This window comes from Pseudoalteromonas citrea, assembly GCF_000238375.3.
In the GTDB taxonomy this organism is placed as follows: Bacteria; Pseudomonadota; Gammaproteobacteria; order Enterobacterales; family Alteromonadaceae; genus Pseudoalteromonas; species Pseudoalteromonas citrea.
In genome coordinates, this window is record NZ_AHBZ03000014.1 from 254,750 (window position 1) to 280,215 (window position 25,466).

General features: G+C 41.2%; 19 protein-coding genes. 4 read left to right on the top strand and 15 right to left on the bottom strand.

Annotation, left to right across the window (positions count from 1 at the left end):
* Nucleotides 1–359: 359 nt before the first annotated feature.
* Nucleotides 360–1,238, top strand: coding sequence for a polysaccharide deacetylase family protein (locus PCIT_RS04420; RefSeq protein ID WP_021032260.1), 879 nt, complete (start codon nt 360–362; stop codon nt 1,236–1,238).
* A 294-nt stretch (nt 1,239–1,532) separates the two neighbouring features.
* Here PCIT_RS04420 and PCIT_RS23065 read toward each other — a convergent pair whose 3' ends face one another.
* The 7 genes from PCIT_RS23065 to PCIT_RS04450 all read right to left on the bottom strand — a co-directional run bounded on the left by PCIT_RS23065 (nt 1,533) and on the right by PCIT_RS04450 (nt 12,856).
* Complete coding sequence (locus PCIT_RS23065) at nt 1,533–2,054, bottom strand: IS5/IS1182 family transposase (protein WP_010362660.1); 522 nt, start codon at nt 2,052–2,054, stop codon at nt 1,533–1,535.
* Nucleotides 2,055–2,085: 31 nt separating this feature from the next.
* The gene (locus PCIT_RS23070) at nt 2,086–2,274 is read right to left on the bottom strand and encodes a transposase (protein ID WP_084622648.1); all 189 of its coding nucleotides are present in this window, start codon (nt 2,272–2,274) and stop codon (nt 2,086–2,088) included.
* A gap of 213 nt (nt 2,275–2,487) precedes the next feature.
* A complete protein-coding gene (locus PCIT_RS04430) occupies nt 2,488–4,932 on the bottom strand; it encodes a glycoside hydrolase family 15 protein (protein WP_010362659.1) in 2,445 nt (814 codons plus the stop codon).
* Nucleotides 4,933–4,941: 9 nt separating this feature from the next.
* Nucleotides 4,942–6,435, bottom strand: coding sequence for an MFS transporter (locus tag PCIT_RS04435; RefSeq protein ID WP_010362658.1), 1,494 nt, complete (start codon nt 6,433–6,435; stop codon nt 4,942–4,944).
* Between the two features lie 2 nt (nt 6,436–6,437).
* Nucleotides 6,438–8,339 (bottom strand): alpha-amylase family glycosyl hydrolase, encoded by a 1,902-nt coding sequence (locus tag PCIT_RS04440; protein WP_010362657.1) that lies wholly within the window; start codon nt 8,337–8,339, stop codon nt 6,438–6,440.
* 116 nt (nt 8,340–8,455) lie between these two features.
* Nucleotides 8,456–9,955 (bottom strand): tryptophan halogenase family protein, encoded by a 1,500-nt coding sequence (locus tag PCIT_RS04445; RefSeq protein ID WP_010362656.1) that lies wholly within the window; start codon nt 9,953–9,955, stop codon nt 8,456–8,458.
* Between the two features lie 105 nt (nt 9,956–10,060).
* Complete coding sequence (locus PCIT_RS04450) at nt 10,061–12,856, bottom strand: TonB-dependent receptor (protein WP_010362655.1); 2,796 nt, start codon at nt 12,854–12,856, stop codon at nt 10,061–10,063.
* A gap of 656 nt (nt 12,857–13,512) precedes the next feature.
* Here PCIT_RS04450 and PCIT_RS04455 point away from each other — a divergent pair.
* On the top strand, nt 13,513–15,132 hold the full coding sequence (locus tag PCIT_RS04455; RefSeq protein WP_010362653.1) for an alpha-glucosidase family protein: 1,620 nt from the start codon (nt 13,513–13,515) through the stop codon (nt 15,130–15,132).
* Nucleotides 15,133–15,252: 120 nt separating this feature from the next.
* Here PCIT_RS04455 and PCIT_RS04460 read toward each other — a convergent pair whose 3' ends face one another.
* Both PCIT_RS04460 and PCIT_RS04465 read right to left on the bottom strand, forming a co-directional pair.
* Entirely contained in the window at nt 15,253–15,666 is a 414-nt protein-coding gene (locus PCIT_RS04460; RefSeq protein WP_010362652.1) for a GNAT family N-acetyltransferase, read from the bottom strand.
* 119 nt (nt 15,667–15,785) lie between these two features.
* Entirely contained in the window at nt 15,786–17,414 is a 1,629-nt protein-coding gene (locus PCIT_RS04465; RefSeq protein WP_010362651.1) for an EAL domain-containing protein, read from the bottom strand.
* Between the two features lie 706 nt (nt 17,415–18,120).
* Between PCIT_RS04465 and ftnA the strand changes: the two genes are divergently transcribed.
* Entirely contained in the window at nt 18,121–18,645 is a 525-nt protein-coding gene (gene ftnA / locus PCIT_RS04470) for a non-heme ferritin (protein WP_010362650.1), read from the top strand.
* Between the two features lie 239 nt (nt 18,646–18,884).
* Here the strand turns inward: ftnA and PCIT_RS04475 are convergent, their stop codons facing one another.
* Nucleotides 18,885–19,043: a hypothetical protein gene (locus PCIT_RS04475; RefSeq protein WP_157592801.1), complete on the bottom strand. Its 159-nt coding sequence runs from the start codon at nt 19,041–19,043 to the stop codon at nt 18,885–18,887.
* Between the two features lie 453 nt (nt 19,044–19,496).
* Between PCIT_RS04475 and PCIT_RS04480 the strand changes: the two genes are divergently transcribed.
* On the top strand, nt 19,497–19,889 hold the full coding sequence (locus PCIT_RS04480) for a hypothetical protein (protein ID WP_010362649.1): 393 nt from the start codon (nt 19,497–19,499) through the stop codon (nt 19,887–19,889).
* 176 nt (nt 19,890–20,065) lie between these two features.
* On the opposite strand, the gene PCIT_RS04485 is transcribed toward PCIT_RS04480, so the two are convergent.
* From PCIT_RS04485 to ihfA, 5 genes are all read right to left on the bottom strand, one after another.
* Complete coding sequence (locus PCIT_RS04485) at nt 20,066–20,425, bottom strand: ribonuclease E inhibitor RraB (RefSeq protein WP_010362648.1); 360 nt, start codon at nt 20,423–20,425, stop codon at nt 20,066–20,068.
* A gap of 254 nt (nt 20,426–20,679) precedes the next feature.
* Nucleotides 20,680–21,927 (bottom strand): glutamate-5-semialdehyde dehydrogenase, encoded by a 1,248-nt coding sequence (locus tag PCIT_RS04490; protein ID WP_010362647.1) that lies wholly within the window; start codon nt 21,925–21,927, stop codon nt 20,680–20,682.
* 2 nt (nt 21,928–21,929) lie between these two features.
* Nucleotides 21,930–23,042: a glutamate 5-kinase gene (proB, locus tag PCIT_RS04495; protein WP_040697050.1), complete on the bottom strand. Its 1,113-nt coding sequence runs from the start codon at nt 23,040–23,042 to the stop codon at nt 21,930–21,932.
* 725 nt (nt 23,043–23,767) lie between these two features.
* Nucleotides 23,768–24,646, bottom strand: a complete 879-nt coding sequence (locus PCIT_RS04500) for a PhzF family phenazine biosynthesis protein (RefSeq protein ID WP_010362645.1) — start codon at nt 24,644–24,646, stop codon at nt 23,768–23,770.
* Between the two features lie 518 nt (nt 24,647–25,164).
* Nucleotides 25,165–25,464, bottom strand: coding sequence for an integration host factor subunit alpha (gene ihfA / locus PCIT_RS04505; RefSeq protein ID WP_010362644.1), 300 nt, complete (start codon nt 25,462–25,464; stop codon nt 25,165–25,167).
* Nucleotides 25,465–25,466 lie beyond the last annotated feature (2 nt).

Sequence of the window (25,466 nt, forward strand, 5' to 3'; positions counted from 1 at the left end):
ATGTATTTGAAATTCGTGTCAGCTATTACCCTATAAAATTTGTAAAATGGGATTAAAGTCAGGCCTTGTTGATCTGATCGCGTCAAGCTAAAGGGCTGCAATCATTAAGGAAGCAACGCCGCTTGTTAATGATATTCTAAGGTAAAGCGCACAAACCCGCTAATAAAAAAATTTAAATAAATAACGAGCAAACCGAGCAAAAACCAGCCAAAGGATAACAAGATGAAAATAAAGCGTTACCAAAAAGCATCTCCTTTCGACTGGTAAAAATAATAATTTTACAAACAGGTACAAATGTTATAGATTTCACCACCACTTCAATAAGCTTGATATAAATAATCATTTAACAAGGATGATATATGCGATTAAAAATATTTTTTATGGTTTCTTTTTTTATGCTTTCCGGCTGTTCAGACGACACTAAAGAAGTCGAAGTTATTAAAGAAGTCGAAGTTATTAAAGAAGTCGAAGTTATTAAAGAAGTCGAAGTTATTAAAGAAGTCGAAGTTATTAAAGAAGTCGAAGTTATTAAAGAAGTCGAAGTTATTAAAGAAGTCGAAGTTATTAAAACCATATCAGTTGCTAAAGAAGGGAGTGTGGTTCTAACATTCGATGATGGCCACTGCCTAGATTCCTGGGTGAACAATGCCGCTTTATTTGAGCAGTATGAAGCACCCGCAACATTTTATATTAGTAACTACCATAGTAGTATGAATGAAAAACTACTCGACCTTCAAAAAAGAGGGTTTGAAATAGCGCATCATACTACCTATCATGGTAACGCTGTAGAGTGGTATGAAAAGCATGGCACTGAGACATGGATGAAAGGAGAAATACGAGACTCATTAGGCCATATGAGAACTGCAGGGCTAGAGGTCACTTCATTTGCGTTCCCATTTGGTTCATATAACTACGAGTTAAGCGAAGCATTACGTAGCGAATTTACAACAATTCGCGCATATTTGACACCAAAAACAGAAGACTTAAGACTGGCGAGCCTCAATGACGGATATTTTTATAATGGCATTGGTATAGATAGTTCATATTTCGAGCCAGAAGAACGCGTTTACAAAGCAATGAAAAGAGCTAAAAATACAGGAAGGGACTTAGTATTGGTAGGTCACTGTATCGTTGACGAACTTACAGATCGCTGGCAAACAACAACCGGTAGCCTTATTAAAATATTCGAATACGCGAATGAAATTGATATCAAATTTAAAACAATGAATCAACTTTAATATACTCGCACAAAAATTAGCTACTAATTTTACTCTAGTAGCTAATTTAAATACAACCAAATCAATCTAGCTCTATTTAGGTTGAACCTTACCGAATATAATTAAGTAATAGTCAAAAATGAATGTTCAGCACCGAAAAAGCCACGCCACTTATTAAAAGCCTTTTTTAGGCCTTGTTGATCAAGTAGCTAACCACTAATCAATTGCTCAGTTTTAACTCTGTTGTTGATATATGGGAATGGCTAGCCCAGTCATTTTATTTAATGCCTTCACTTTAATCATCTGTGCAGCATGCTAGCTATTTAACCAACAACTTTTTGGCCTATCATCCATTACTTGTTTAAACCGATACATTGCCGTCCCAGCAATAAAACGAAGATGGTAAACTGAATTCACTTTGCACTGCGTTAACCTTATTTGGTGCTTCATAAATACGGCATTGTTTCCTGGGTGTGCTTCTTCCCAGTATTGGGCATTGTCTCTTGGCGGTACCCGCATAATCGCACCTATTGCTGCGACCTCCTCATAGCAACTGCGTGTGTCATATGCTCCATCACCTTTGACTCTGTCTATATTCCTACGCAGTGGCCCGATTAAATCGGCAAGGGCTTCTCCATCTGACACATTTACCATCGATAGCTCAGCACCCAAAATATCGTGACTTGTCGCATCTACGGCCAAGTGCAGTTTTCGCCAAGTTCGACGCTTAGTCGTTCGATGTTTTCTCGTATGCCATTCACCACCGTACACTTTAAGGCCTGTGCTATCGACTACGATATCTATAAAGCCTTTGCTTGCGGTCTTTCTATATTGCACATCAAGTGTTTTACTGCGTTTGCATAAGCATCTATAGCTGGAGGGGTTGTAACGAGGCGTCCATCATAATGAGCAAGGAATATACAACCCCAGCTAAGGCTCTTAATGGCAAATGAAATGCAGCGTTTAAGGTTAAACAGGTTTCAATTGCTAAATCAGAATAGTGATTTGAACGCCCACGGACCCGTGTTTTTCGGTACTGTCCACTTTGCGCTATCACTTAGTCAAATATTAATGTTACTACGTTGAACCAAAGCACGATTATACTCTGACTAATTATTAATGTTCTTCTTCATCTCAAACATGGGTTAAGGCACTTAATGGCCAAGTCACACTAAATTAGAGAAGTTCAATTATTTAGGAAAAAACGCGCTTCGTTTATCAAACTTAGAGACCGCATTCACTTAAAGCGGTCTCTATAAACTTAAAAGTACTAACGGCCTAGCGCTTTCTCAACCACAGGATAATGATCCCATACTTGCTTATCTGCCAACGAGCGCACCAATTTAATGTATTCAGCATGTGTCCACGCTAATGGCGTAGCAGAGTTAGTGCCTTCACCAAATTTGTAACCGTGTGGGTTAACCCCTACATTGTCCCAAACTTGTTCTGGCAGCATCATGCCTTCATTGGCAAATAGCTCCATGCCTTTGACATAAGTGTGCTTGATTTTATCGGCTGTTTTCGTGTTAAAAGTGTTGTTTTGTACAGCAAGCGCAATATCATAATGGCCACGTTCACCGGTGAAAAATGGCCAAACTCGACCGCGTTGTCCGGCGGTGTTTTTGCCGCCTTCTGCGTAGTTTGTACCGCTGATTTTGTCTTCGCCGTAGCCATCATTACCATAACGACGGAAACCAGGATAAGTACCCGACTCACCTTCAAAGGTAAAACTGTATTTTACTCTCAGCTCATCGGTCATGGTTTCATCATCATATTCAGGCAGTGTTGCTATGATACTCGGGGCATCTGCGCCACGCACACCATAACGAACTAACTCTAAAAATCCGCCATCAATAATGGCTTTTTTATTCATACCAACTCGGCCGTTATTGCTGTTTATTGTGCTGTTGCTGCTAGGGTTTGAATCTTGCCCAATACGGAAGAAGTACTGTCCATCGCTCACTTGGCTGCCAGCTTGCTCAGCTAGCACACCATCACGGGTGAACATGAGTGCCTCAACTTGCATGTCGTATTTTTTTGCAGTCTCTAAATAGCGCTTTGCTGCGACACTATCACCGCTGTGCTTGGCGATATCCGCGGCAGTCACTAAACCTGAAATAACCGCCGCAGTAGTTGAAGGCGAATAACCGTTTTGCTCTTCCCAACGCTCTTGCTGTGTCGCTGGCGGTGTGATCTGCGTGTCATTCCATAGTATTTTTGCTTTACCACCGTCAACTAAGAATTCAGCCGCCGGTTTTAGCATTTTTTTGTACCAATACTGTAACTCTTGATCGCTCAGTACGTTCGCTTGGTGCAGCTTCCACGCGAGCATAATCGGCATCGCAGTTTGGTCAAGCTGTACGCCAACCCACTCAAGTACGCCATCTACATGCGTTTTTTGTAAAAACCATCCAGTGTCACCTTGGTTGCCCGGTGTTTGCTTGCTCACCTGCACTTTTTCTAAATATTCAAATGCGGTTTTAGCCGTGGCTGTATCGCCCATGGCCATAAATGCCATTGCAACTTGGTAAAAGTCCCTTACCCATACAGCTTTATAACCGGTATGGCCTTTAATCGCAGGTACGGTATCGCCCCATGGATTCGATAACGAGGCAATAAGTGCACCTGCATGGGTTTTATCTTCTTGTGCTTTTAACACCAAGGCACTGGTAAATAATAACTTACCGTTGTCAGCACTGTGTTCAGATAACTGCTCAATGGGCGCAAGAGAAGCGATATAATCTTCCCAGCCAATGGCTTCGCCTTTGCCATTGTAGGCATCTAAAACCGCTTGGTACCCTTTTGATAACGTCTTCTCAGCCTGTGTAGCGCTGGCGGTTTGTGTATCAGCAAAGCTCAATACCAAATCAAATGTGGCTGACTTTTCTACCTTACCTAACTCAGCTAGTAAGCTCACATTGCCATTACTTGTGCCTGTAGATGTATACTTTTGTGCTATTTTTTGCTGCTGTTGTAATGCCGCTAGATTGTCACTTTGCCCTGTAAAACCAACCGATGCCGTGCTGAAGCCATTTTTAGCTTGCAGTGTTAAATAGTTATCACCTTCAAACGCAACTAGCCCTTGTTCGGTCACTTTGGCACTGTCTCCTATACCATTGTTATTGATGTACGGATTAGCGGACACATACGCATTTAAGGTCGGCACATTTGATTTAACAACGGCGCGCACAAATAAACTTTGCCCGTCAGGGTCGGTAAATACGTGCTTTTCGAGACTAAAACGCCCTTGTTTGTCTTTACTGGTAATTTTATAAGCCAATGACAATGGCCTACCCTGCGTGTCTTTATGTAGATAATCTACTGAAACATCGAGTTCTTCAACATTGCTTTCTTGTATGGTGAACCCGACGCCTGAGCTATCCACTCCTGTCACAATGAACTGCATATCTTTCAGTTGTGCTTGATGGATTAAGCCAAACATGGTTTCAGTGATCATCCCCTGCGCGATAGAGAACCACACCTTTGATACCTCTTTTGTGCTCGCGTCGTCGCGATACTTACCCTCTAAATAAGCTTCATAAGAGGTGCCAATACCGGCTTTTCCTGCAAAGGCCCAATAAGGTGTATCACCCGGTGCACCTGGCGCGATAGAGTGGGTATTTTTTTGCATCTCAGCATGCTGACAGCCGACCAACGATGCAGCTAACAGGGTGCCAGTCATACCAGTAATAAAGCGCTTACTAAAATGTTTCATGATATTCCTCTAAGCAGTTGTTGTTTTTATACGCAGCACAGATACAGCTGCCAATAAGAATGACACACCACCAATCACTAATGCATAAATTGGTTGGTTCTCAAATAAATGGCGTAAAATAAGCCCTAAAATGCTGGCTGCAAGTAGCTGGGGTATTACAATAAAAAAGTTAAATATGCCCATAAACACGCCCATTTTGTGGCTCGGGATTGAATTACTTAACATGGCATATGGAAGAGATAAAATAGATGCCCAAGCAAAGCCAATACCCACCATAGGTAGCCATAACAAGCTTGGATCTGTAATAAATAAGAAGCTAATTAATGCGATTGCACCCAGTACCAAGTTAATACTGTGGGCGCCTTTTAAACCAATGCGTTTAACCATAACCGGAATGCATATCGCTGCTAAGGCTGCAAAGCCATTATAAGCGGCAAACAATATCCCCACCCAATCAGCGCCATTGTTGTATGCTTGGCTGGTTGGATCGGTTGTACCATAATGAAAGCTAGTCACGGCTGATGTGGTATAAATCCACATCGCAAACAGTGAAAACCAACTAAAAAACTGCACGACGGCCAATTGACGCATGGTATTTGGCATGGTGAATACATCATAAATGACTTCGTAAAATCCACCTGTCACCTGCTGCTTATTTTGCAATACACCCGCGAGCAGTTGCACCACGGCAAAGCTCAACAATAAGCCAGCCAGTAAATACAACTCTTTTTCTAACGTAAACACCACCACGCTACTGAGTAAACAAACGCCTAAAATGCCAAAAATTAACGCTCCTTTGGCAAAATTAATAATACTGAGCGGCTGACTCTGTGATAGTTGTGCTTCATTGGGTTCATCAAACTGCGCCAATTCACTGGGGCTATATTCTTTGGTTTTAATAATGGTCCACATCACCGCAACAAATAAAATCCCCCCCCCAAAATAAAATGCATATTTGACTGACTCTGGTATTTCACCCGCAGCGGCAGTATTGCTGATACCAAACCAATTTGTCATCATCCAAGGTAATGCAGAAGCCACAACCGCCCCAACCCCAATGAAAAAGCTTTGCATTGAGTACCCTGTAGCACGTTGTTTTTCATTCAGATTATCGCCTACTAAAGCACGAAACGGCTCCATGGTGACATTAATCGACGCATCCATGATCCATAACACACCCGCAGCAATCCAAAGTGTTGGTGAGTTTGGCATCACAAATAAGCACAATGTAGTAAATAATGCGCCATATAAAAAGAACGGCCTACGTCGACCAAGCTTGCCCCATGTTTTATCACTCCAATAGCCAATGATGGGCTGCACAATTAAACCAGTGAGAGGTGCCGCAACCCATAGGATCGGAATATCATCCACCGAGGCACCGAGCGTTTGAAAAATACGGCTCACATTCCCGTTTTGCAGTGCAAAACCGAATTGGATCCCTAAAAATCCAAAACACATATTCCAGATCTGCCAAAAGCTTAAATTGGGTTTTTGTTGTTGCATGGCTAATTCTCTTTTTGATAAACCACGCTTTCACGCGGGGCTAACGTCAGGGTAATAAGCCCTGACGCATCTATCTGATTATTCGCTCTGGTGTGAAGCAAATCCGTGACCGTAATGCCAGAATGACTATGCCAGCTTTTTGGTAGTTTCAGAGTCACTGTATGACTTTGCTTTGCATCAAAGTTACTCACCACCAGCAATTGCTGCTGAGTATGCTCTCGCGTAAACGCTATGACTCGTTGCTGAGCTGTGTCTGTGCCATTATGAAGTTCAAGCGTAGTCAGCTTTCCATTTACGACTGCGGGGGCGTTATTTAATGGCATAAGCGTTTCATAAAATGTACGCAATGCCCGTTGTTCTTGCGATAATAACCCGCCGTCAAACGCACCATGATTCATCCACGCTTGATGTGCTGGCACACCGATATAGTCAAAAATACTGGTTCTACTTGGTTGACCAAAACCGGCGTTTTCTGAGCCATCTTCACCAACAGTTTGACCAAAATACAACATACTGGGCGATTGGCTTATTAAATGTGACACGACCATAGCCGGTTTACCCATTCGTGCATCACCTACAAATTGTGGGCTGGCGATGCGCTGCTCGTCGTGGTTTTCTAAAAAATGCAGCATATGAGTGGCTATATCTTGTACGCTGCGATGTGCAGACATCACTTGTTTTGCGCTGCCTGTTTGCTGCATTAGCGCCTTTAAACTGTCATAAAAACCCACTTTGTCATACAAATAATCCATTTTACCTTGGTGAATATAAGGCCGGTATAACGTTGGGTTATACACCTCGGCTAACAAAAAGGCATTAGGGTTTTTGGTCTTGATTGAGGAATTTAAAAAGCTCCAAAATTCAACTGGCACCATTTCTGCCATATCATAGCGAAATCCATCAACGCCTTTATCTAACCAAAAATATACAATTTCTCTAAATTTATACCAGCTACTAGGCAAACTCTGCTGCTGCCAAAAAGCATAGTGCTCGCTAATCTCTTTATCTGCAAAATTTGCAGGGAGCCTTGGAAAGTCATAACTGCCATCGGGTTTAACGCCATAGTTTACTTTTACAGTTTCATACCAATCATTAATGCTAGGCTGCGCTGCACGTGCGCCATTGCCCGTCCATTTCGCTGGAAATTCAGTAAACTGACCATCTGATAAATGATGAGGCTGACCGCCTAAAGGTTTATAACTCTCACTATTTGGCACCGAGAAGGCTTTGCCTGTCACATAGTAAAAGTTGTTGTCTCGTGCGTATTCAACAGAAACATCATCTCCTTCACCAAAATTAGTAACACCATCAGGGGGTGAAGTAGAGTGATAATTGCGTGCCACATGGTTAGGCACAATATCGATAATGACTTTCATACCGGCTTGATGAGTACGCGTGATCAGCTGAGAAAACTCATTAAGGCGTTGCTGTGGATTAAGCGCTAAATCAGGGTTTACATTGTAATAATCTTTAATGGCATACGGCGAACCCGCACGGCCTTTTACCACATCGGGATCATCACTTTGCATCTCAGTTAATCTATTTTGAGATACCATGGCATGGTGTAAAACACCGGTATACCACATATGTGTTACGCCCAATTTTTTAATCTCTGTGAGGGCTTTTGGCGTGAAGTCTTTAAACTTACCCACGCCATTTTGAGTGACGGTGCCCCAAGGGATATTGGCGGTTTGGGTATTTCCGAATAAACGGGTGAACACTTGATAAACAACAGGCTTAACGTCTGAGGGCGATTTTGTGTTAACCACCTTTGTATTCGCCTGTTGTTTTTCTTCCTCAAATTCAGGTGTGTATTGAGTACATGCACCCAACAATAAACAGGTCATAATGCCAGATACCACACGCCCATTTTTTTTCACGCTTAAGCGCATACTCGTTGTCATAATTGTTTCATTGTTATTAATTATCTCTTGCAGTCTACCTTGGCACACCCACCTGACTAAACCGTTTGCATACGTATTCACTGCGCTAATTCATAGCTGGGTCAGGTTTCGCTCCCTCACTTACTGTGTGACGCCAAAAATGCCACATGCTTTGGCAATGCAGCTGCCGTACTATCAATCAACGTTTTTAGGTTACTCAGTAACTCCTCTCTTTGCGCTGCACTTAATGAATCAACCAAAGGGTGTTGCTGCTGTGGGGTCACGCCTTGACCTAACATCACTTGTTGCCAAGCGACAGAGCTAAATAAGTCTGTTACCTCGCTATGGATGACTCCGGTTTCTTTAAATAACGCAATTTTACGCTTGAGGCTGTCAGGAATAGGCATAGCATGACACAAGCGCCAAAACTCACTGTCAGCGCAATCGTTGAGTTTATAATGCAAAATAACAAAGTCGCGCACCTGTTCAAGCTCCTGTTGCGTCTCAAAGTTAAACATATCTCTACTTGCTTGCTTTATGTCATGTTGCGGAAATAACTTCAATAAACGCACCGCTGCGGTTTGAATAAGGTGAATACTGGTTGATTCTAGCGGCTCTAAAAAACCACTCGACAAGCCAATGGCCACAACATTTTTACACCACGGAGTGAGTCGCCTTCCAGTTCGAAATCGCAGACGTTTTGGCTCGCCTAATGTATCGCCAGATATACCACCTAAAAGGCTCGCTTGGGCTTCTTCGTCGCTCATGTGCTTACTTGAATACACAAGGCCATTGCCAACGCGGTGTTGTAATGGGATTTCCCACTGCCAACCCGCAGTATGTGCTATCGAACGGGTAAAAGGCGCAATATCATCACTTAACGGCTTACTTTGTATCGCAATCGCTCTATCACATGGCAACCAGTGCGACCAATCTTCAAAGCCACAATTCAGTGTTTTTTCAATTAATAGTCCGTGCATACCGGTACAGTCAATAAACAAGTCTCCTGAAACCTGTTGGCCATCGGCTAAGTCTAGTTGCTCAATAAAACCACTTTTTTCATTCACACGCACTGAATTTACCGTGCCCGCGACACGCTTTACCCCTAACGTTTGCGCATGCTGGCTTAAAAATGCCGCGTATTGCTGCGCATCAAAATGATACGCATAGGAAAGGCCTTTGAGCTGTGTATTAGGAATAGTGTGAAGTTTGGCGAACTTATGCTGTTTGGCAGCTTGATAATTTAATGAAAAATCCCAAAAGTTGCTTTGATCACCCTGTGATTTAGCCGCTAGCCAATGATGGTAAAATTCGCAAAAAGGAAAGTCTTTACCGATTGCGCCAAAAGCATGCATATAACTGGGTACGTCTTTACTCCAGCCTTCAAACTGGATCCCTAGCTTTATCGTGGCGCTTGTAGCCTTAATAAATGCTTTTTCATCGATACCCAGCGCACCATTGAACGGTAAAATCGGTGGGATCGTTGCTTCACCGACTCCTATTGTCGCAATATCATCAGATTCAACAAGCGTAATGTTTAATTGCTTACCCATGACTTTGGCAAACAACGAGGCTGTAAGCCAACCCGCAGTGCCGCCGCCCACAATTGTGAGGTTTTTTATTCTTTGTTCTGCCATGCCTTCTCCAATGCTCCGCGGTTATAATTAAAACGCCTATAAAAAAGCCTTCGTTACATTACGCAACAAAGGCTTTTTTAATATTAGTGACTCACCATTTAATTACTAGAATTTGTAACCAAATCCGAGTAAATACGTACGGCCATAGTCTTGATAATCACGCACGTGTAAAGCATTATCGCCTGAAAGTGACGTAAAAGGTTCCTCTGTGATATTTTGTACTTGTAAGCTCACAGTCAAACCCGCTAACGCATCAAATCCGCCTTCAGCAAAATCATACCCTAACTGCGCATCCCAAATGGTCTCACCTAAAATATCTACTAGTATTCCATCAAAGCCAGGACCATTTATATCCCCTTTAAAATCGCTACGCTTTCTCATACTAGTGCGCGCTTGAAAGCCATGATTTTCGTAATACAAAGTAAAGCTTTGAATTTTTTCTGACAGCCCTGGTAATTTATACTCTTTACCAAATTGGTCTTTAACATCTTGCTTAACGCCGGTGTGGCTGGCGATCATGCCAAATCCATCTAAACTGTCATGAAAAACATTAAACGGTAATGCCACAGATAACTCATAACCCCAAAGGTCTCCATCACCGCCATTAACTTTAAAGCTTTGTGTAGCTGTTGGGTTTGCTGGTACTTCACCGGTAGCTGCGTTAACAACACCCGTTAAATCGACTTCTGTCGTACCATCAAAAATCCAGACATCTAAGTTTTTCTGAAACAAAACAACAGAAAAATACCCTTCCGCACTGAAGTAATTCTCATAAGTTAAGTCAATACCCACTGCTTCTTTTGGTTCAAGTAAAGGGTTACCGCCTTTAATCTCCCAATTATTACCATTAGAGTCTGGAGTTTCACGATATGAACGCGCTACTGATGAGTTCATTTCATCCATACGAGGGCGCGAGAGCGTTTTTGCAATGCCAAACCGTACAGTTTGCGTATCATCAACAGCCAATGATAAGTTTAAACTCGGTAAAACATGTGAATAATCATGACTAACGTTATTCTGCTCTAGTATGATTCGACCACTAGCATCTGGATTAGCAATGCTGCCTTTGGTGTTTATCTGAGTCTTCACATAGCGAACACCCACATTACCCGTCAACGCTAAACTCGCTATATTTGAATCAATATTAGCTTGCACATAGGCCGCTGTTACTTGCTCCTCAACACCCCAAGACTTGGTTGCATGGTCTTGCTTTGTCAGGCTTTCAGCTAATAAGCTATATTTTCCATCCGCGACCATTGCACGAGAATCATAAGCTATCATGTCTCCCATACCGATAAAGCCTAAACTAGCGGTCCCCAAACGATATTCTTCAGGCACTGATAACAAACCAGTATTGTCAGGGTAAGAAAACTCGTTTAGTGTCATGAAGTACCCTTCAGACCTTTTAACCTTCTCGCGCTCTTTATATGACAGCCCAAACTCAACACTGCCAATATGATCACCATCAAGTACTTGTTTTGCTGCCAGCTTTAATGCATTAAGTTCATCTTCTACGGTCGGTGCATTAATAAAGCCATCTTGTAGCTGGTTTTCATATTCAGTGCCCGACACGCCATAGGTGTCATTAAGTACTGAACTGGCACCCCAAGACAGAGGGCCTCCGATCTTAATTAAGTTATAATCACTATAGTCAAGCTCATGAGTAAACAATGCTCCGGTATTACCTGAGGAGAAGGTATAACCGATGTTATCTGCTGCACCTCTATTATCACCTCGGCCTGTACCAGAGTAACTCTCTAAACTCCAAATCTTTTTCTCAACATTCGAGTGACTCGCATCAAACTCCAGTGACAAAGACTCAGTGACATTATATTGCGCATTGAAGCCAAATGATGTGAGCTCTGCTTCGCGATCTTCATAATCATTACGCAAAACAACGCGTTGCCCCTGCGTGACGGCGCTGCTGATAAACCCAGACTCAGGATCTATCGTCGCGCTAGAAGCAGCAATAGCGCCTTGTCCCCATGCAAATGGAATTTCAATCCCTCTGAGGATTTTTTCATCTTTAAAATCAACATAAAGCGCATCAAATACCATAGATAATTTGTCATTTGGCGCAACTTCCAATACCAACATCGCTGAATCACGCTCAAGTGTTGACGAGCGCACAAAAGGTTTAGCTCCCCCCAAAATTGAGTACTGTTTACCGTCAGCCCCTTCAAACTCTGGGTAACCCCACGCATTCCAACGCTTTTCTTGGTTTGGCGACGTCATTGTTGACAGGGCGAATGCCACCCCGATTGTGTCATCAGCAAATTGATCAATATACGAAACCGTGCCACGAACCCCATCGTCATTGCCATCAGGGTTTAACTTCTCAAAACTGGTTTGTTCGTATTGACCATTCACTTGCACAACACGCTCATCCACACTCAATGGCTTGACTGTTTGCATGTCAATGACGCCCGCTATGCCTTCAGCTTCTAGCCGGGCACTCGGCGTTTTATACACCGTAACGCCACTCATTATTTCTGAAGGATATAAATCAAACTCCACTCCACGGTTGTCAGAGATAGACACCTGCTCACGGCCGTTAAATGTAGTGGCACTTTCGTTTTCACCAAAGCCGCGAATACTGACTTTACTAGCACGACCATCAAGACGCTGTGCCGTTAAACCTGGTAACCGTGCTATTGATTCTGCAATAGAAGAATCAGGTAATTTCCCTATGTCTTCAGCTGAAATAGATTCAACAACCTCAGAGGAAAAGCGCTTCGTATTGATGGACTCAATTACGCTTGCTCTAAAGCCTTTAACTTCGATAACTTCGACTTTCTTGTCTGAATCGACTTTCTTTTCTTGTGCTGCATAAGCAGTATGAGAACTAACGCCGGCTCCGATTAGAGCAAGTGTTAACATACTTGGTTTGAACATAGACATAGTGTTTTATCCCAATTACCCAATTTTTATTGCCAGAGTATATGTCGTGATAGGCGCTTGTTTGGCACAAGCAGACATATCTGTAGCTTCTTTTGTTGTCAGGATGAATAGTAGCGCTCTCTTAATTTCATAAACAACTTTATGCATACGTATTCAACACCTCTTACACCTTCAAATATTTACATCCTACTCACAGGAGAAATAACTAAGTCAATGTATTATATTGAATTATTCAATATTACATCGGGCCTTATATTATTACAGCTATTTTTCTATTCTTTACTAAAAAATTAACGTCAATCTAATACAATTGGCCGAACACGTGTTTTTCACACTCTGAAACAGCATGCTAGAACCCATAAATGTAAATTGGTCTTACCAAATAAGCGTTGAGATCCTCAAGAATAATGGCTTCCTGAATTTACTAAACCCAATATCTGTAAAAATTGGTTAACTTAACTGACAATTTAACATCGTGAACAATCCACCATGCCCACAGCTGTATAAGAATCGCTATTTTTGCTGCATACGTATGCAACCTTTTTACAGCTTTTAGCGCATCACGTATGCTTTGAGCCATTATTGCACTGCACTTACTTCGCTTTAATTTAAGCCAAACGAGTAAGCTGCATCGAGCACAAATTTGGAGAAAGTGCATGGCTCAAAATCCGTGGTGGCAAGGGGCGGTGATTTATCAGATCTATCCGCGTAGTTTTCAAGATACAAATGGTGATGGCATTGGTGATATAAAAGGGATCATCAACAAACTGGATTATATTAAGTCGTTAGGCGTAGACGCTATTTGGGTTTCTCCTTTTTTTAAATCGCCAATGAAAGACTTTGGTTATGATATTAGTGATTATCGAGATATTGACCCTATGTTTGGTAGCCTCGACGATTTTGATACATTAATAGCCCAAGCACACCAACGTGATATAAAACTCATTATTGACCAAGTACTCAGCCACACTTCAAACGAACATGACTGGTTTGTACAAAGCCGCACCGATAAAAATAATGATAAAGCAGATTGGTATGTCTGGGCAGACGCTAAACCAGACGGCAGTGCACCCAATAATTGGTTGTCTATTTTTGGTGGTTCAGCGTGGCAATGGGAACCAAGACGATGCCAGTACTATTTGCATAACTTCTTGACTGAACAGCCTGACCTGAACTTTCATAATCCAGAAGTACGACAAGCAGTATTAGACAATGTGGAGTTCTGGCTAAACAGAGGAGTGGATGGCTTCCGCCTTGATGCCATTAACTTTTGTTATCATGATGCGCAACTAAGAGATAACCCAGCAAAGCCAAAAGAACTGCGACAAGGCCGTGGGTTCAGTGAAGATAACCCTTATGCATTCCAGTATCACCACTATAATAATACCCAACCTGAAAACCTGGCATTTATGCAAGAAATTCGTCAGTTACTTGACCGCTACCCAGGTGCTGTTAGCTTAGGGGAAATTTCGTCTGAAGACTCGCTAAAAACCATGGCGGAATATACCGCAGATGGTAACAAGCTGCATATGGGCTATAGTTTTGAGCTGCTGACAAACGACTACAGTGCAGCGTACATTCGTGAAACCGTCACCAAGCTTGAGCAAGAAATGACACAAGGCTGGCCATGTTGGGCTTTTAGTAATCATGATGTAGAACGCGTTGCGAGTCGCTGGAGCGCAAGTAACCACCCAATACCGGAACAAGCCACAATGCTATCCGCATTGCTTGCATCACTGCGTGGCAGTATTTGTGTATACCAAGGAGAAGAGCTTGGCCTTGGTGAAGCTGATGTGGCATTTAGTGATTTACAAGACCCTTATGGTATTACCTTCTGGCCTACCTTTAAAGGCCGTGATGGCTGCCGTACGCCTATGCCTTGGCAAAGTCAGGCAGCGTTTTCTGGGTTTAGCACACATACGCCTTGGCTGCCTCTTTGCCAAGAGCACACGGCTTGTTCAGTCGAACAACAGCTCACAGAGCCAAACTCAACTTTGCAGTTATTTAGCCACTTTATGGCATGGCGAAAAACAATGCCAACATTAATGTTTGGTGATATTGAATTTATAGACACACAAGAACCCATACTGGCATTTTATCGTAGCTATCAGGGAGCACGTACACTGTGTGTATTTAACCTCGATGCTACAGAGCAGACGCTCGAATTAATGCTACCAGCACCGCAGCAGCAGACAGATTTACGTCATAATACCGGCCTGTATGATGGTGACAGTATTACGCTTTCAGGTTACGGCTGCTTTATTGCAAACGTATAGTTTATTGTTGTATTCAAACAATAAATTTATAATAGCAGTGGGGTTTTTAAGAATAAAAGGTGCCTTAATGGCACCTTTTTAAATTGTGGTTTATCTTAAATTTTTAGCCTAATGTAACGCTTACCTATTATTGGCTTTAAATTTTTTTGTCATGCCTTGGCTTGCCGGTGAAACTAACCTATACCCTAACTTTTCATAAAAAACAGGTTCATCAGCTATCATTGAAACATAAGAGCCTTCTAACACCACTGACGCCAAATAATTATCGATGTAATTCATCACTTTTCGGCCAATCCCCTGCCCTTGATAGCGCGGGTCGACTGCAATATCCACCACTTCAAAGTTACAGGCGCCATCGCCTATCACACGGCCCATACCAATGAGCTCTAAACCGTCTCTCACTGAGATACTATACAAAGAGTTTGGCACCCCTATTTTTGCTGCTTCTAATGATTTTGCAGACAAGCCTGCCGTGACGCGAAGCGCGCAAAATTCGTGTGGTGAAGGGGCTTTTTCTTCAAATGTGACTGTCATTATGTATTCTTCCATATTTATATTCGAGTAGAATACACAAAACAACTGTATATAAAAACAGCTTTACGTTTATTCACGCATTGCTAAGATGAAGACATACTCCAAAATAAGCATGTCCATTACCCAGCTTTACATTGCACAGATGAAAATTGGCTACGTTCTGAGAGTAACTCAAATAGCGAGTCGATTGTTTGTGCCTTTTCGTATAGCCAGCCCTGATGAATAGTGACACCATGCGCAATAAGATAATTTGCTTGGGTTTGCGTTTCCACACCTTCTGCAATCAATTTCTTATTGAGGTTGCCAGCCATCTCAATCATTGCGTTTAAAACTGGCGACTGCAAATTATCTAAGCCAATTGACGCAACAAAGCTCTGATCAATTTTCAGTAAATCAATTGAAAAACTCTGTAAATAATGCAACCCACTATACCCTGTGCCAAAATCATCAATGGCCACTTCTACACCCCATGTTTTAATATTTTCGAGTATGCTTTTCACCTCAGACTGAGAAAGTACATCTCTTTCGGTAAGCTCAATAGTGAGATTTTGGATCTCTTGGCTGGCTAAATGTAATATGCCTAAATAATCCCTATTACTAAGAAGTTGTCCATTCACATTAAAAGAGACTTTAAACAATGGGTTTATTGCTAAGATGGGCGCGAGTTCCTGTAAAGCTAGTTTCATCTGCTCGATAGAAATATCGACAATTGCACCGCTGCGCTCTGCCTCAGGGATAAAAAACGCGGGGCTCAGTTTACCTTCAACAGGATGCTGCCACCGTATCAAAACTTCAGCTCCTACCACTTCATTTGTTACTGCATTTACCTGCGGCTGATATACATTAAATAACTCCTGCTGAGCAATTGCCCGTTTTAGTTGGGATTTCAATCCCATCTGCCGCTTATCGTAGTAATTTAAAAAAATACAAACTGAGAACCATGACACAGCATAAATTACAGCCACAATAAAGAGAGGCTGTGAGTCTAGTTGAAATAACTCTGAGGTATTACTTGCCACAACCAAAGCAAGTTGCGGTATGGCTGAAAGTGGTTTTGCAGACAAATACTTACTTTTACCATCATCAAATAAGTCCGTTTCTTGATACTGAGTTACTAACGGAAATAAAGGTCTATTCAATGGCAAACTATATTGCCCTTGCAATATAATAGGTACACCTGTTACTGCATCAACCAACGCAACAAAATCTAATTGCGTATATTGAGCTAAATTAAGAGAGCCTCTAAGCCATGTCGAGGGCAATAATACATTGATTTCGTAGCCATCGGTACGCGTTCTTGCGAGTACAAATGCAGACATTTCCAAGTAATCACTAATAATAGGGCCATGATACCTCAGTCCTCTAGCTTTAATAGGCTCAGTCGTTTGAATAGCAGGTGTCACTTGTCCAAATGAGTTACATGCCAATAAACCAGAGGAACTTACAATACCTATTTCACTGACCGCTGGGTTTTTGAACACTTGTTGGCGCAGTAACTTAAGCGTATTTGGAGTGCACCGTATATCGATTGACTCTGCCTCAATCAAAAAGTTATCGACAATTTGAATTTGTGAATTTAGCTCAAATTGAATTTTATGCGCAATATTTTGAAGGTGCAGCTTCGACGACTGCTGCTTCTGAATATATAACAGTGAGGCAATAACTCCAAAAATCACGCTACATGTGAGCCAAGCATAGATAACATTCTTGATTTGCTTATTGAGTAAATGCCTTCGCACTTTCGGCATATTTTTACTTCCCCACAGTGTTATTTTACAAACTGTGATAGTGTAAATGGTACATAAGTCACTTTTATGACCTGCAGCTGCCCAAATAAAGCAACGAGCTATTTACCGTATAGCTAGATCCCATCTATGGAGTAAATTACCCCAAATTAGCATCCCCCTCCCCCTTAAGGACCTACTGAGTTTATATCTTTACACAAAAAATTAATGCTCATTAAGCCATAGAGTCACAGTTAAAATTGCTGGTATTCTCTGCCTATTTAAGTGAAAATGCCGGCCAAGATCTAGATGATAATAATGCTGATTTGTATTTGATGATTTTTTGGTAGGCTTTATGAGTAAAACCCTTTGTGAATGGAAAAGAAAAGACATCGAAAGCAAGCTTTCTGAGCTCGTTGATATTGTCTCGCCTTGCCGTTTCTTTTGTAAAAAATGCGCGCGCTCCGCGAGCGATAAAAAGTACCTATGTAAAGGGACTAAACTAAAATAATCATTCGCATTTTCACTTAAATTTGTACCTCCTTCATCGTTCAAAGTGTAAATATAGCCAGTGAGCTTTAATGAGAGTGATTACGCTTTTTGGTTAAAGTTAAAAACTCTACTTTTATCGCCTAAATTGTTATTTTTCTTTGATTTTTATTACCTGAGACTTGTATTCATTCTCGTATTAAAGAACAATGCATGCATAATTTTTTTGAGGAGTTTCCCTATGCTAGCCCCAGAAATGGTAGAAAAGTTAAACGAGCAAATTAATCTAGAATTTTATTCTTCAAACCTTTATTTGCAAATGAGTGCATGGTGTGAAGATCGTGGTTTTGAAGGTGCGGCTGAGTTCCTAAGAAAACATGCTATAGAAGAAATGGAGCACATGAATCGCCTTTTCACTTATGTAAGTGAAACCGGTGCACTACCTATTTTAGGTGCTATCGATGCTCCACCTCATAACTTTGAGTCTTTAGGTGATATTTTTCGAAATACATATGAACACGAATGCCTAATTACTAAACGTATAAACGCATTAACACACGTTGCTTTCACCACTCATGATTATTCAACATTTAACTTCTTACAGTGGTATGTTGCAGAGCAGCATGAAGAAGAAAAACTGTTCAAAGGCATTCTAGACAAGCTTGAACTGGTTGGTGAAGATGGGAAGTCGCTATTCTGGATAGACAAAGACCTTGCTGAGCTGGCTAAGACTGGCAGCACGTCTATCATGGAAAGCGGTGCTTAATAAGCCAGCTCTCTTTAATTAAAAAAGTAGCGAGAGTCGCTACTTTTTTAATCTAACATTTTAGCAAGCTCTTCTTACTTGGTGTCACTTTACGCATAATCAAAATGCCCGCTTCAAATACTGACAATTGCAATACTCATATCTGTCCTACGACAAGCTGACTAATAAACAAGCAAAGCATCACACCTTAGCCTGAAATCAGGTATAAAATGTTCGATTTATATTAACACGTATAAAAGTTAGCAAATAATCGCTGTAGGGCAATGCGCTGGCGATGTATAGCAGGCTCCATAATTTTTACTGTAAGCACCGATGCCACCGCCAACTTTTTGTGTTTGGTTATCATTTAAGGTTATATTCTTAGTGAGTGTTTTAAGTTGTATTTTTTTAATTTTCATGTTGTTCCCTATTAATAAGTTATAAGAATAATAAGCAAGCACCCGCTCACCCAATTAACAACATGTTCAATTTTACAACAAGTTTCAAGAGCTCTACTCACGCTTAAAATATAACCCTTTGTTTTAAAATCTAATACTGATGTTGAGTTTTCTTCACCTTTTATGAAAAAACCGTAACCTGACGTATTAATTATAAAACACCGTAAATGCTCACAGACGCAGGTTCAAAGCTCATTGAAAAGATACACACAACGCAGTTGAAACACCTTACCTTCATGAAGATATGACCCGTTACTTCCTCGTTATTGAAAAAGTCATTAACACACGATCTAAACACGCAGTAGTAACTTTGTCATTCGGCATGTAAAAACGAACGTTTATCTCCAAAACATGACCTTCATGCTTCGTTAAATTACAATGTAACTGATATAACTTTCTAACTAAGAAGCATCAATGAACAAAATAATATTTTTAGCTGTGATTGCATTTGTAGTTGCGGCGATAGCCTTAAACAACAATTTTACCTCTATACATCATGGCGAAGCCTCGTTTGTATATGATGCTTCAAGTATTGATGAGACCGTAGCACAAAAAGTACACCAACATTTGATAGATGAAAACGCATATGCAGGTAGATCAGGCGAAGTGTTAATGCTCAAAAAAACGCAAGAAGGTGTTTGGGTCGTGAAGTTCCCTGTTTATCAAGGTGGCGATGTCCATCCAGAACGACTTAAAGAATTAGAAGCAATGAGTCTTAATTTACAAAAGGCCGTTCTAAATAACGAGCCTCTTGAGGTACATATAACCAATGCTGGCTATCAAAGCGTACAGTTTTTTCGAGTCTAGTAGCGAATAATGTGTCAAAAACAACTATGTTCACCAACTCTAGGACGCTCTTCAATTTCGAAGCTGCGTCCGCAACTTTCTACCGTACTAACTGATCTTTCCCTAATTATGTAGCCATCTATTATTTCGAACATAAAAGATGATAAATTTCCTTAATACTCCAGCTTGATTAGCCCTTATCCACCACATGGGCTTAGTACACCCCAAGAGTTGCAAAAACCACCTATGTCAGAAAAAAGATCACCTAACCTTTCTTGTTCTTGGGTTATAAACTCATAAGTTACTTTGCTTTTTACTGCAAATGATACGTAACCTGACTCATCACCTTCTGCAATCGAGTCTTCATCTGGGTCGACAAAACTGGCATCAGGTAACTGTTCTAAAATAGAAACTTGCTGATCTTTATTTAGCGGCCAAGCTTGAAAATCAATATTAAACTCGATGTTATGCACAGCGTTAAAATCAAAGTTTCTTTCCTCTAATAAACGCAGCATATCTCCATCAGAATCAGTTGGCCAACTGTTTTTTCCTGTCATAAATAGGTTCTCTTTTCACTGTATAAATTCATTAATACAAATATACATGAAAACGATTACCATTAACAACAAGAGAGGTGTTACACCTAGCGCCCTCATAGTTTAAAGGTCCTGAGGCGTATTTTATTATTCAAAGCAACAATATACGGGGCAAAGGCTATTCAGATAACAACAAAGCATTACTCCGTAATATCGAGAGCAACCCGAAAGCGTAGGGGGAGCCCCACACTTTCTTGATCAACCAGTAGCAAACTTTAATCTCTCACCTGCCCAGTGCCATTGACTAAGTACTTCTCCGTCGTTAACGATTCTAGCCCCATAGGCCCATAGGCGTGTAATTTAGTTGTCGCAATACCAATTTCTGCACCAAGCCCTAATTGACCGCCATCACTAAACCTTGATGAGGTATTGACCATGACGACAGAGGCATCCACACTTCGTTGAAACAAGGTACCCGTCTTTAAGTTAGTTGTGCAGATCACCTCGGTATGGTGGCTACCAAATTGGTCAATATGCTCAATTGCCCCAGCAAAATCATTAACAATACGAATTGCAATTTCTAATGCTAAATACTCTTCCCCAAACTCATCATCGCTTAACACGGTAGCATCATCAAAGTATGGTGCTGCACGGTGACAGCTATTCACTTTGACGTTTGCAGCACGCAAAATAGGTGCTATTTGATTTAAAAAGTTATGGGCGACCTCTTGATGAACCACCAAGCACTCAAGGGCATTACATACGCCGGTGCGCTGTGTTTTACCATTCAATAACAGAGCTTCCGCTACCTTTAAATCCGCCTCTTTATCAACATACAAATGGCATACACCTTTGAAATGTTGAATTACAGGCACTGTACTGTTTTCAGTCACAAAATTAATAAGCCCTTCACCACCACGGGGAATGATTAAATCAATGTATTCTTTTTGCTGCATTAGCTCCATCATAAGTGCCCTGTCAGGATCGGGCACAACCGAAATCAGCGCTTCTGGTAATTTAAACTCAGTTAACACCTGATGCATCACACCAGCGATGGCCATTGAGCTTGCCAAAGCCTCTTTACCCCCACGTAAAATGACACCATTACCTGACTTGAAGCACAGTGCGCCAGCATCTGCAGTAACATTAGGCCGTGCTTCATAAATCATACATACTACCCCCAGTGGCACTCGCATTTTGTTGATTTCAATTCCATTAGGACGAGTACCTAATGAGCGAGTGAGACCGACAGGATCCCCCAACTCTGCAATAACTTCAATACCTTGTGCCATATCTTCGACACGAGTAGGGGTTAATGTAAGCCGGTCAATCATCGCTGGGCTTAATTCATTCTGTTGCGCATTAGCTAAATCTGTTTGATTGGCACGCAAAATCACATCCGTTTGCGCTCGCAATGCATTCGCCATAGCCTTCAATACTTGATTCTTTTTTTCAGTTGACAATAATGCCAATATTTTTGCAGCTTTCGCCGCATTGTTCGATAAGTTGGTAATTAAGCCCATGATTACTTTTTCTCCAGTACAGCAATGTCGTTATTTGAAATGATGGGGCCAATATTACGTTGCATTTGGCTCATATTTACGCCATCAGTTTTTTGGGTAACAAAGTTCAGTAAGCAGCTGCTGTAATTACTACTCGCTTTGGCTAAACGCTGCCCTTTGGTATTTTTAATAAGTACAGTCTCACCGGCCGAAAACTCCCCTTCAATGGATAAGATCTCTTCGCAGTTGAGCTCCTCGGCTGTATCAATCCCTTCAGATTCAACCACCAATTCACCATATTCAGCGGCGGTATGCGTCATCCAGTGCTGTGATTCTTCCATTGGCTTATCAAACGGTGTGAATAACGTGCCAGGGTTATCACCTTCTAATAGTGCAGCAAACGTTTTCTCATCAAAACCATTAATAATATATGTCATGATCCCATGAGAAGTTGCCTTTTCGGCGGCTTCTAGTTTAGTTTTCATGCCACCAGTACCCACAGAACTGGTCGGCCCGCTTGTCATAGCGTAGATCTCAGGGGTAATACTGCTCACTTCTTTAATGAGCTGGGCATCACTGTGCGTGTTTGGGTTCTTGTCAAATAAGCCATCAACATCTGAGCAGATCACCAAAGTATCAGCATCTGCTGCCGCAGCGACCATCGCTGATAAGTTATCATTGTCTCCGACTTTTAAATCATCCGTTGTAACCGCATCATTTTCATTAATAATGGGTAAAATCCCTTCCTCCAACAAGCTAAATAGCGTGAGACGAATACTGTTATAACGTTCTTTATCTCGTAAATCAGCATGGGTCATTAACAGCTGAGCTGAGGGGAAATCAAAAAACCGGTCCCATGTCGACATCATATCCATTTGTCCGGCTGCTGCCATGGCCTTCTTAATAGCAATGTTATTTCTATCTGGGTTTTTAAAGTGGTGTGCACCAGCTGCAACGGATCCTGATGACACAAGCAATACATCAATGCCCCTTGATCGTGCATGTACGATAAATTGAGCTATATCGAGTAAATAACGCGCTTTACAGCCATCTTGTTGCGGTGCAATCAATGCACTGCCCACTTTTATAACTAATCGCTTGGTGTTGTGTAAACTCACAGCTTTTATTTTCCTCATTCTTACTGTTATCGAACAATAATTAAACTTAAGCCAAGTAAAAGCATTACAAAGGTGAGAACAGGTATTCAGACGCACAAATGACTGTCGTATCAGAGTATGAAACGAAGTTAAAACAGTGCAGTTCAAGACGTAAACACGATACAAAAATAGTGTAACGAACGTTGAAATACGGTGTTAAAACACGGCTTAGGTTAAATTATTATGTGTAATTTGATTGTGATCCTCACATTGAGTGAGGCATCGAACCGTTTTCGACAGGCGTATCATGGTTTGATAGAGCCGAAAAGGTCATGTCGCAATGAATAATTGCGTAACGGATTTCTGACAAGCGGTAAACGCTTAATGAATTAGTTTTTACAGCTTAGCTGGTCGATGCTAAAAAAAGCAAGGCCTGTGGTCATAAAATATTCTCAAGTCAGGAGGATGAACTCAGGGTTAACTTTAAGCCACTGTATTTAATTGCTTTTTTAACTTACTATATCTCAAGTGTTGGTATCAATCATTTGAATACTTAGTATTTTTTAATTAAATAGTGATAAAAATAACTTTATAGGAACAAAGCGTAAGTCTTCATAATACGTGTTTAAGTTATGATGGCTTCAGTGATGTTAAAGCATCTGTAAAATCGAAACATTTATTTCCACTAACAAATAAATTGCGTGATGTCTTAAATGACTTATCCAAAAAAGTATCATAAACTCCTAGAGCTCATGACACTCGCCTTAGACAGAAACACTCATAAAACCATTACCAGTCGAAAAACCACCAACGCGTACCTTGGTCACAGATTGTTCTTCCACACACACTGACGCTGTAATTAGTGACCTACAGTTCATCGCTCGACCTTGTTCAAAAGTATATTCGCAGCCGCCAGTTAGATGCTCTTGCAGATAACACGCTAAGGCTCCGCAGGCACTGCCTGTCGCTGACTCTTCAGGGATCCCAAACAATGGTGCAAAATTACGGCAACTAGCAGTAAGCGGACTGTTCGAATCACATAGCTCAAATACATGAAAACCAATAATGTCATGCGTTTTACAAAGTTGTGTAATTTTCTCGTGATCTGGTACCAATATATCTAAATAACCATTCGGGACTGGAATAATCATATCTGGCAGCCCCGTTGAAATAACTTCAATAGGCAGCTTGGTACTTTCCAAGACTTTACTTTCAATACCAAGACAACTCGCTACTTCTTGATAAGAAAAACTGCTTGCCTTCTGAGGTAACTGCTGCTCCATTACAACCCTGCCAGTAGATTCAATAACCACCGGCAATATGCCCGCTTTCGTGCGCTGAGTATAAGTTCCAGGTTTCAGTAAGCCTTTTTGAAACATAGTCGAAAACGTTGCTAAAGTAGCATGACCACAAAAATCAACTTCACCAACTGTCGTGAAGAAAGAAACAGCATAATCAGCTATATCATCTGCACAAACAAACGCTGTTTCTGAATACCCCACGGTTTGTGCTATGGTTAGCTTCTGCTCATAAGACAGTTGTTCTGCGTTTAAAACAACACCAGCAGGGTTGCCTCCTCGCCCTTCTGCCGTAAATGCATTGACCAATTCTACTGTAGTACTTTTCAATAACTTCCCATCCATTATCTATTACCTAAAGCAGTTAAAAACTTAACGGCCATACGAAGTTCATATAGAGATACATCTTCAAAATTAAAATTGATAGTGACGACTTTACGTGAGGTAAACTTGATTCAACTGACGCTGTTTCACTTTACCTCATCAATGATGATTGATAAATAGCGCAGTATAGTAATGTGGCTGTGTTGAAATGGAATAAAGTAAACTCTGCACACTTAGCATAAAAATACTGCTTGCATGTTTTTATGTAACTGATTTTATCAAATGCACACGGTGCATTAAAAGAAGTGCGGCGAATATACTATTTAGCCGTTATATATACATTAAGTAATTTAGATAAGGTTATTAAGCCGAAGCTCTCGAGTTATTAAATTCGTAGAAGTGAATAAAACTTAACGAGTGTTAATACTACTTCGTTGCATGACCCGACTTATATCGTCATCGTAGTTTAAAAAGCAAAAGACCTTGAATATGAAACATACCCAAGGTCTTCAAGTTCTTTAATCGCTCCGTGCGATCTGCTAGCTTTCTTTGCTGGTTCCGACTTCGACTCGCGTCTTCAGTTTTTGTCCAGGGCGGAAAGTAACAACGCGACGCGCAGAGATAGGAATGTCTTCACCCGTTTTCGGGTTTCTGCCTGGTCTCTCTTTTTTGTCACGAAGATCAAAGTTACCAAATCCAGAGAGCTTAACCTGCTCCCCTTTTTCGAGCGCTGAGCGGATTTCTTCAAAAAACGCTTCAACTAAGTCTTTGGCATCCTTTTTATTTATCCCCAATTTCTCAAATAGGTGTTCAGCTATGTCGGCTTTAGTAAGCGCCATAT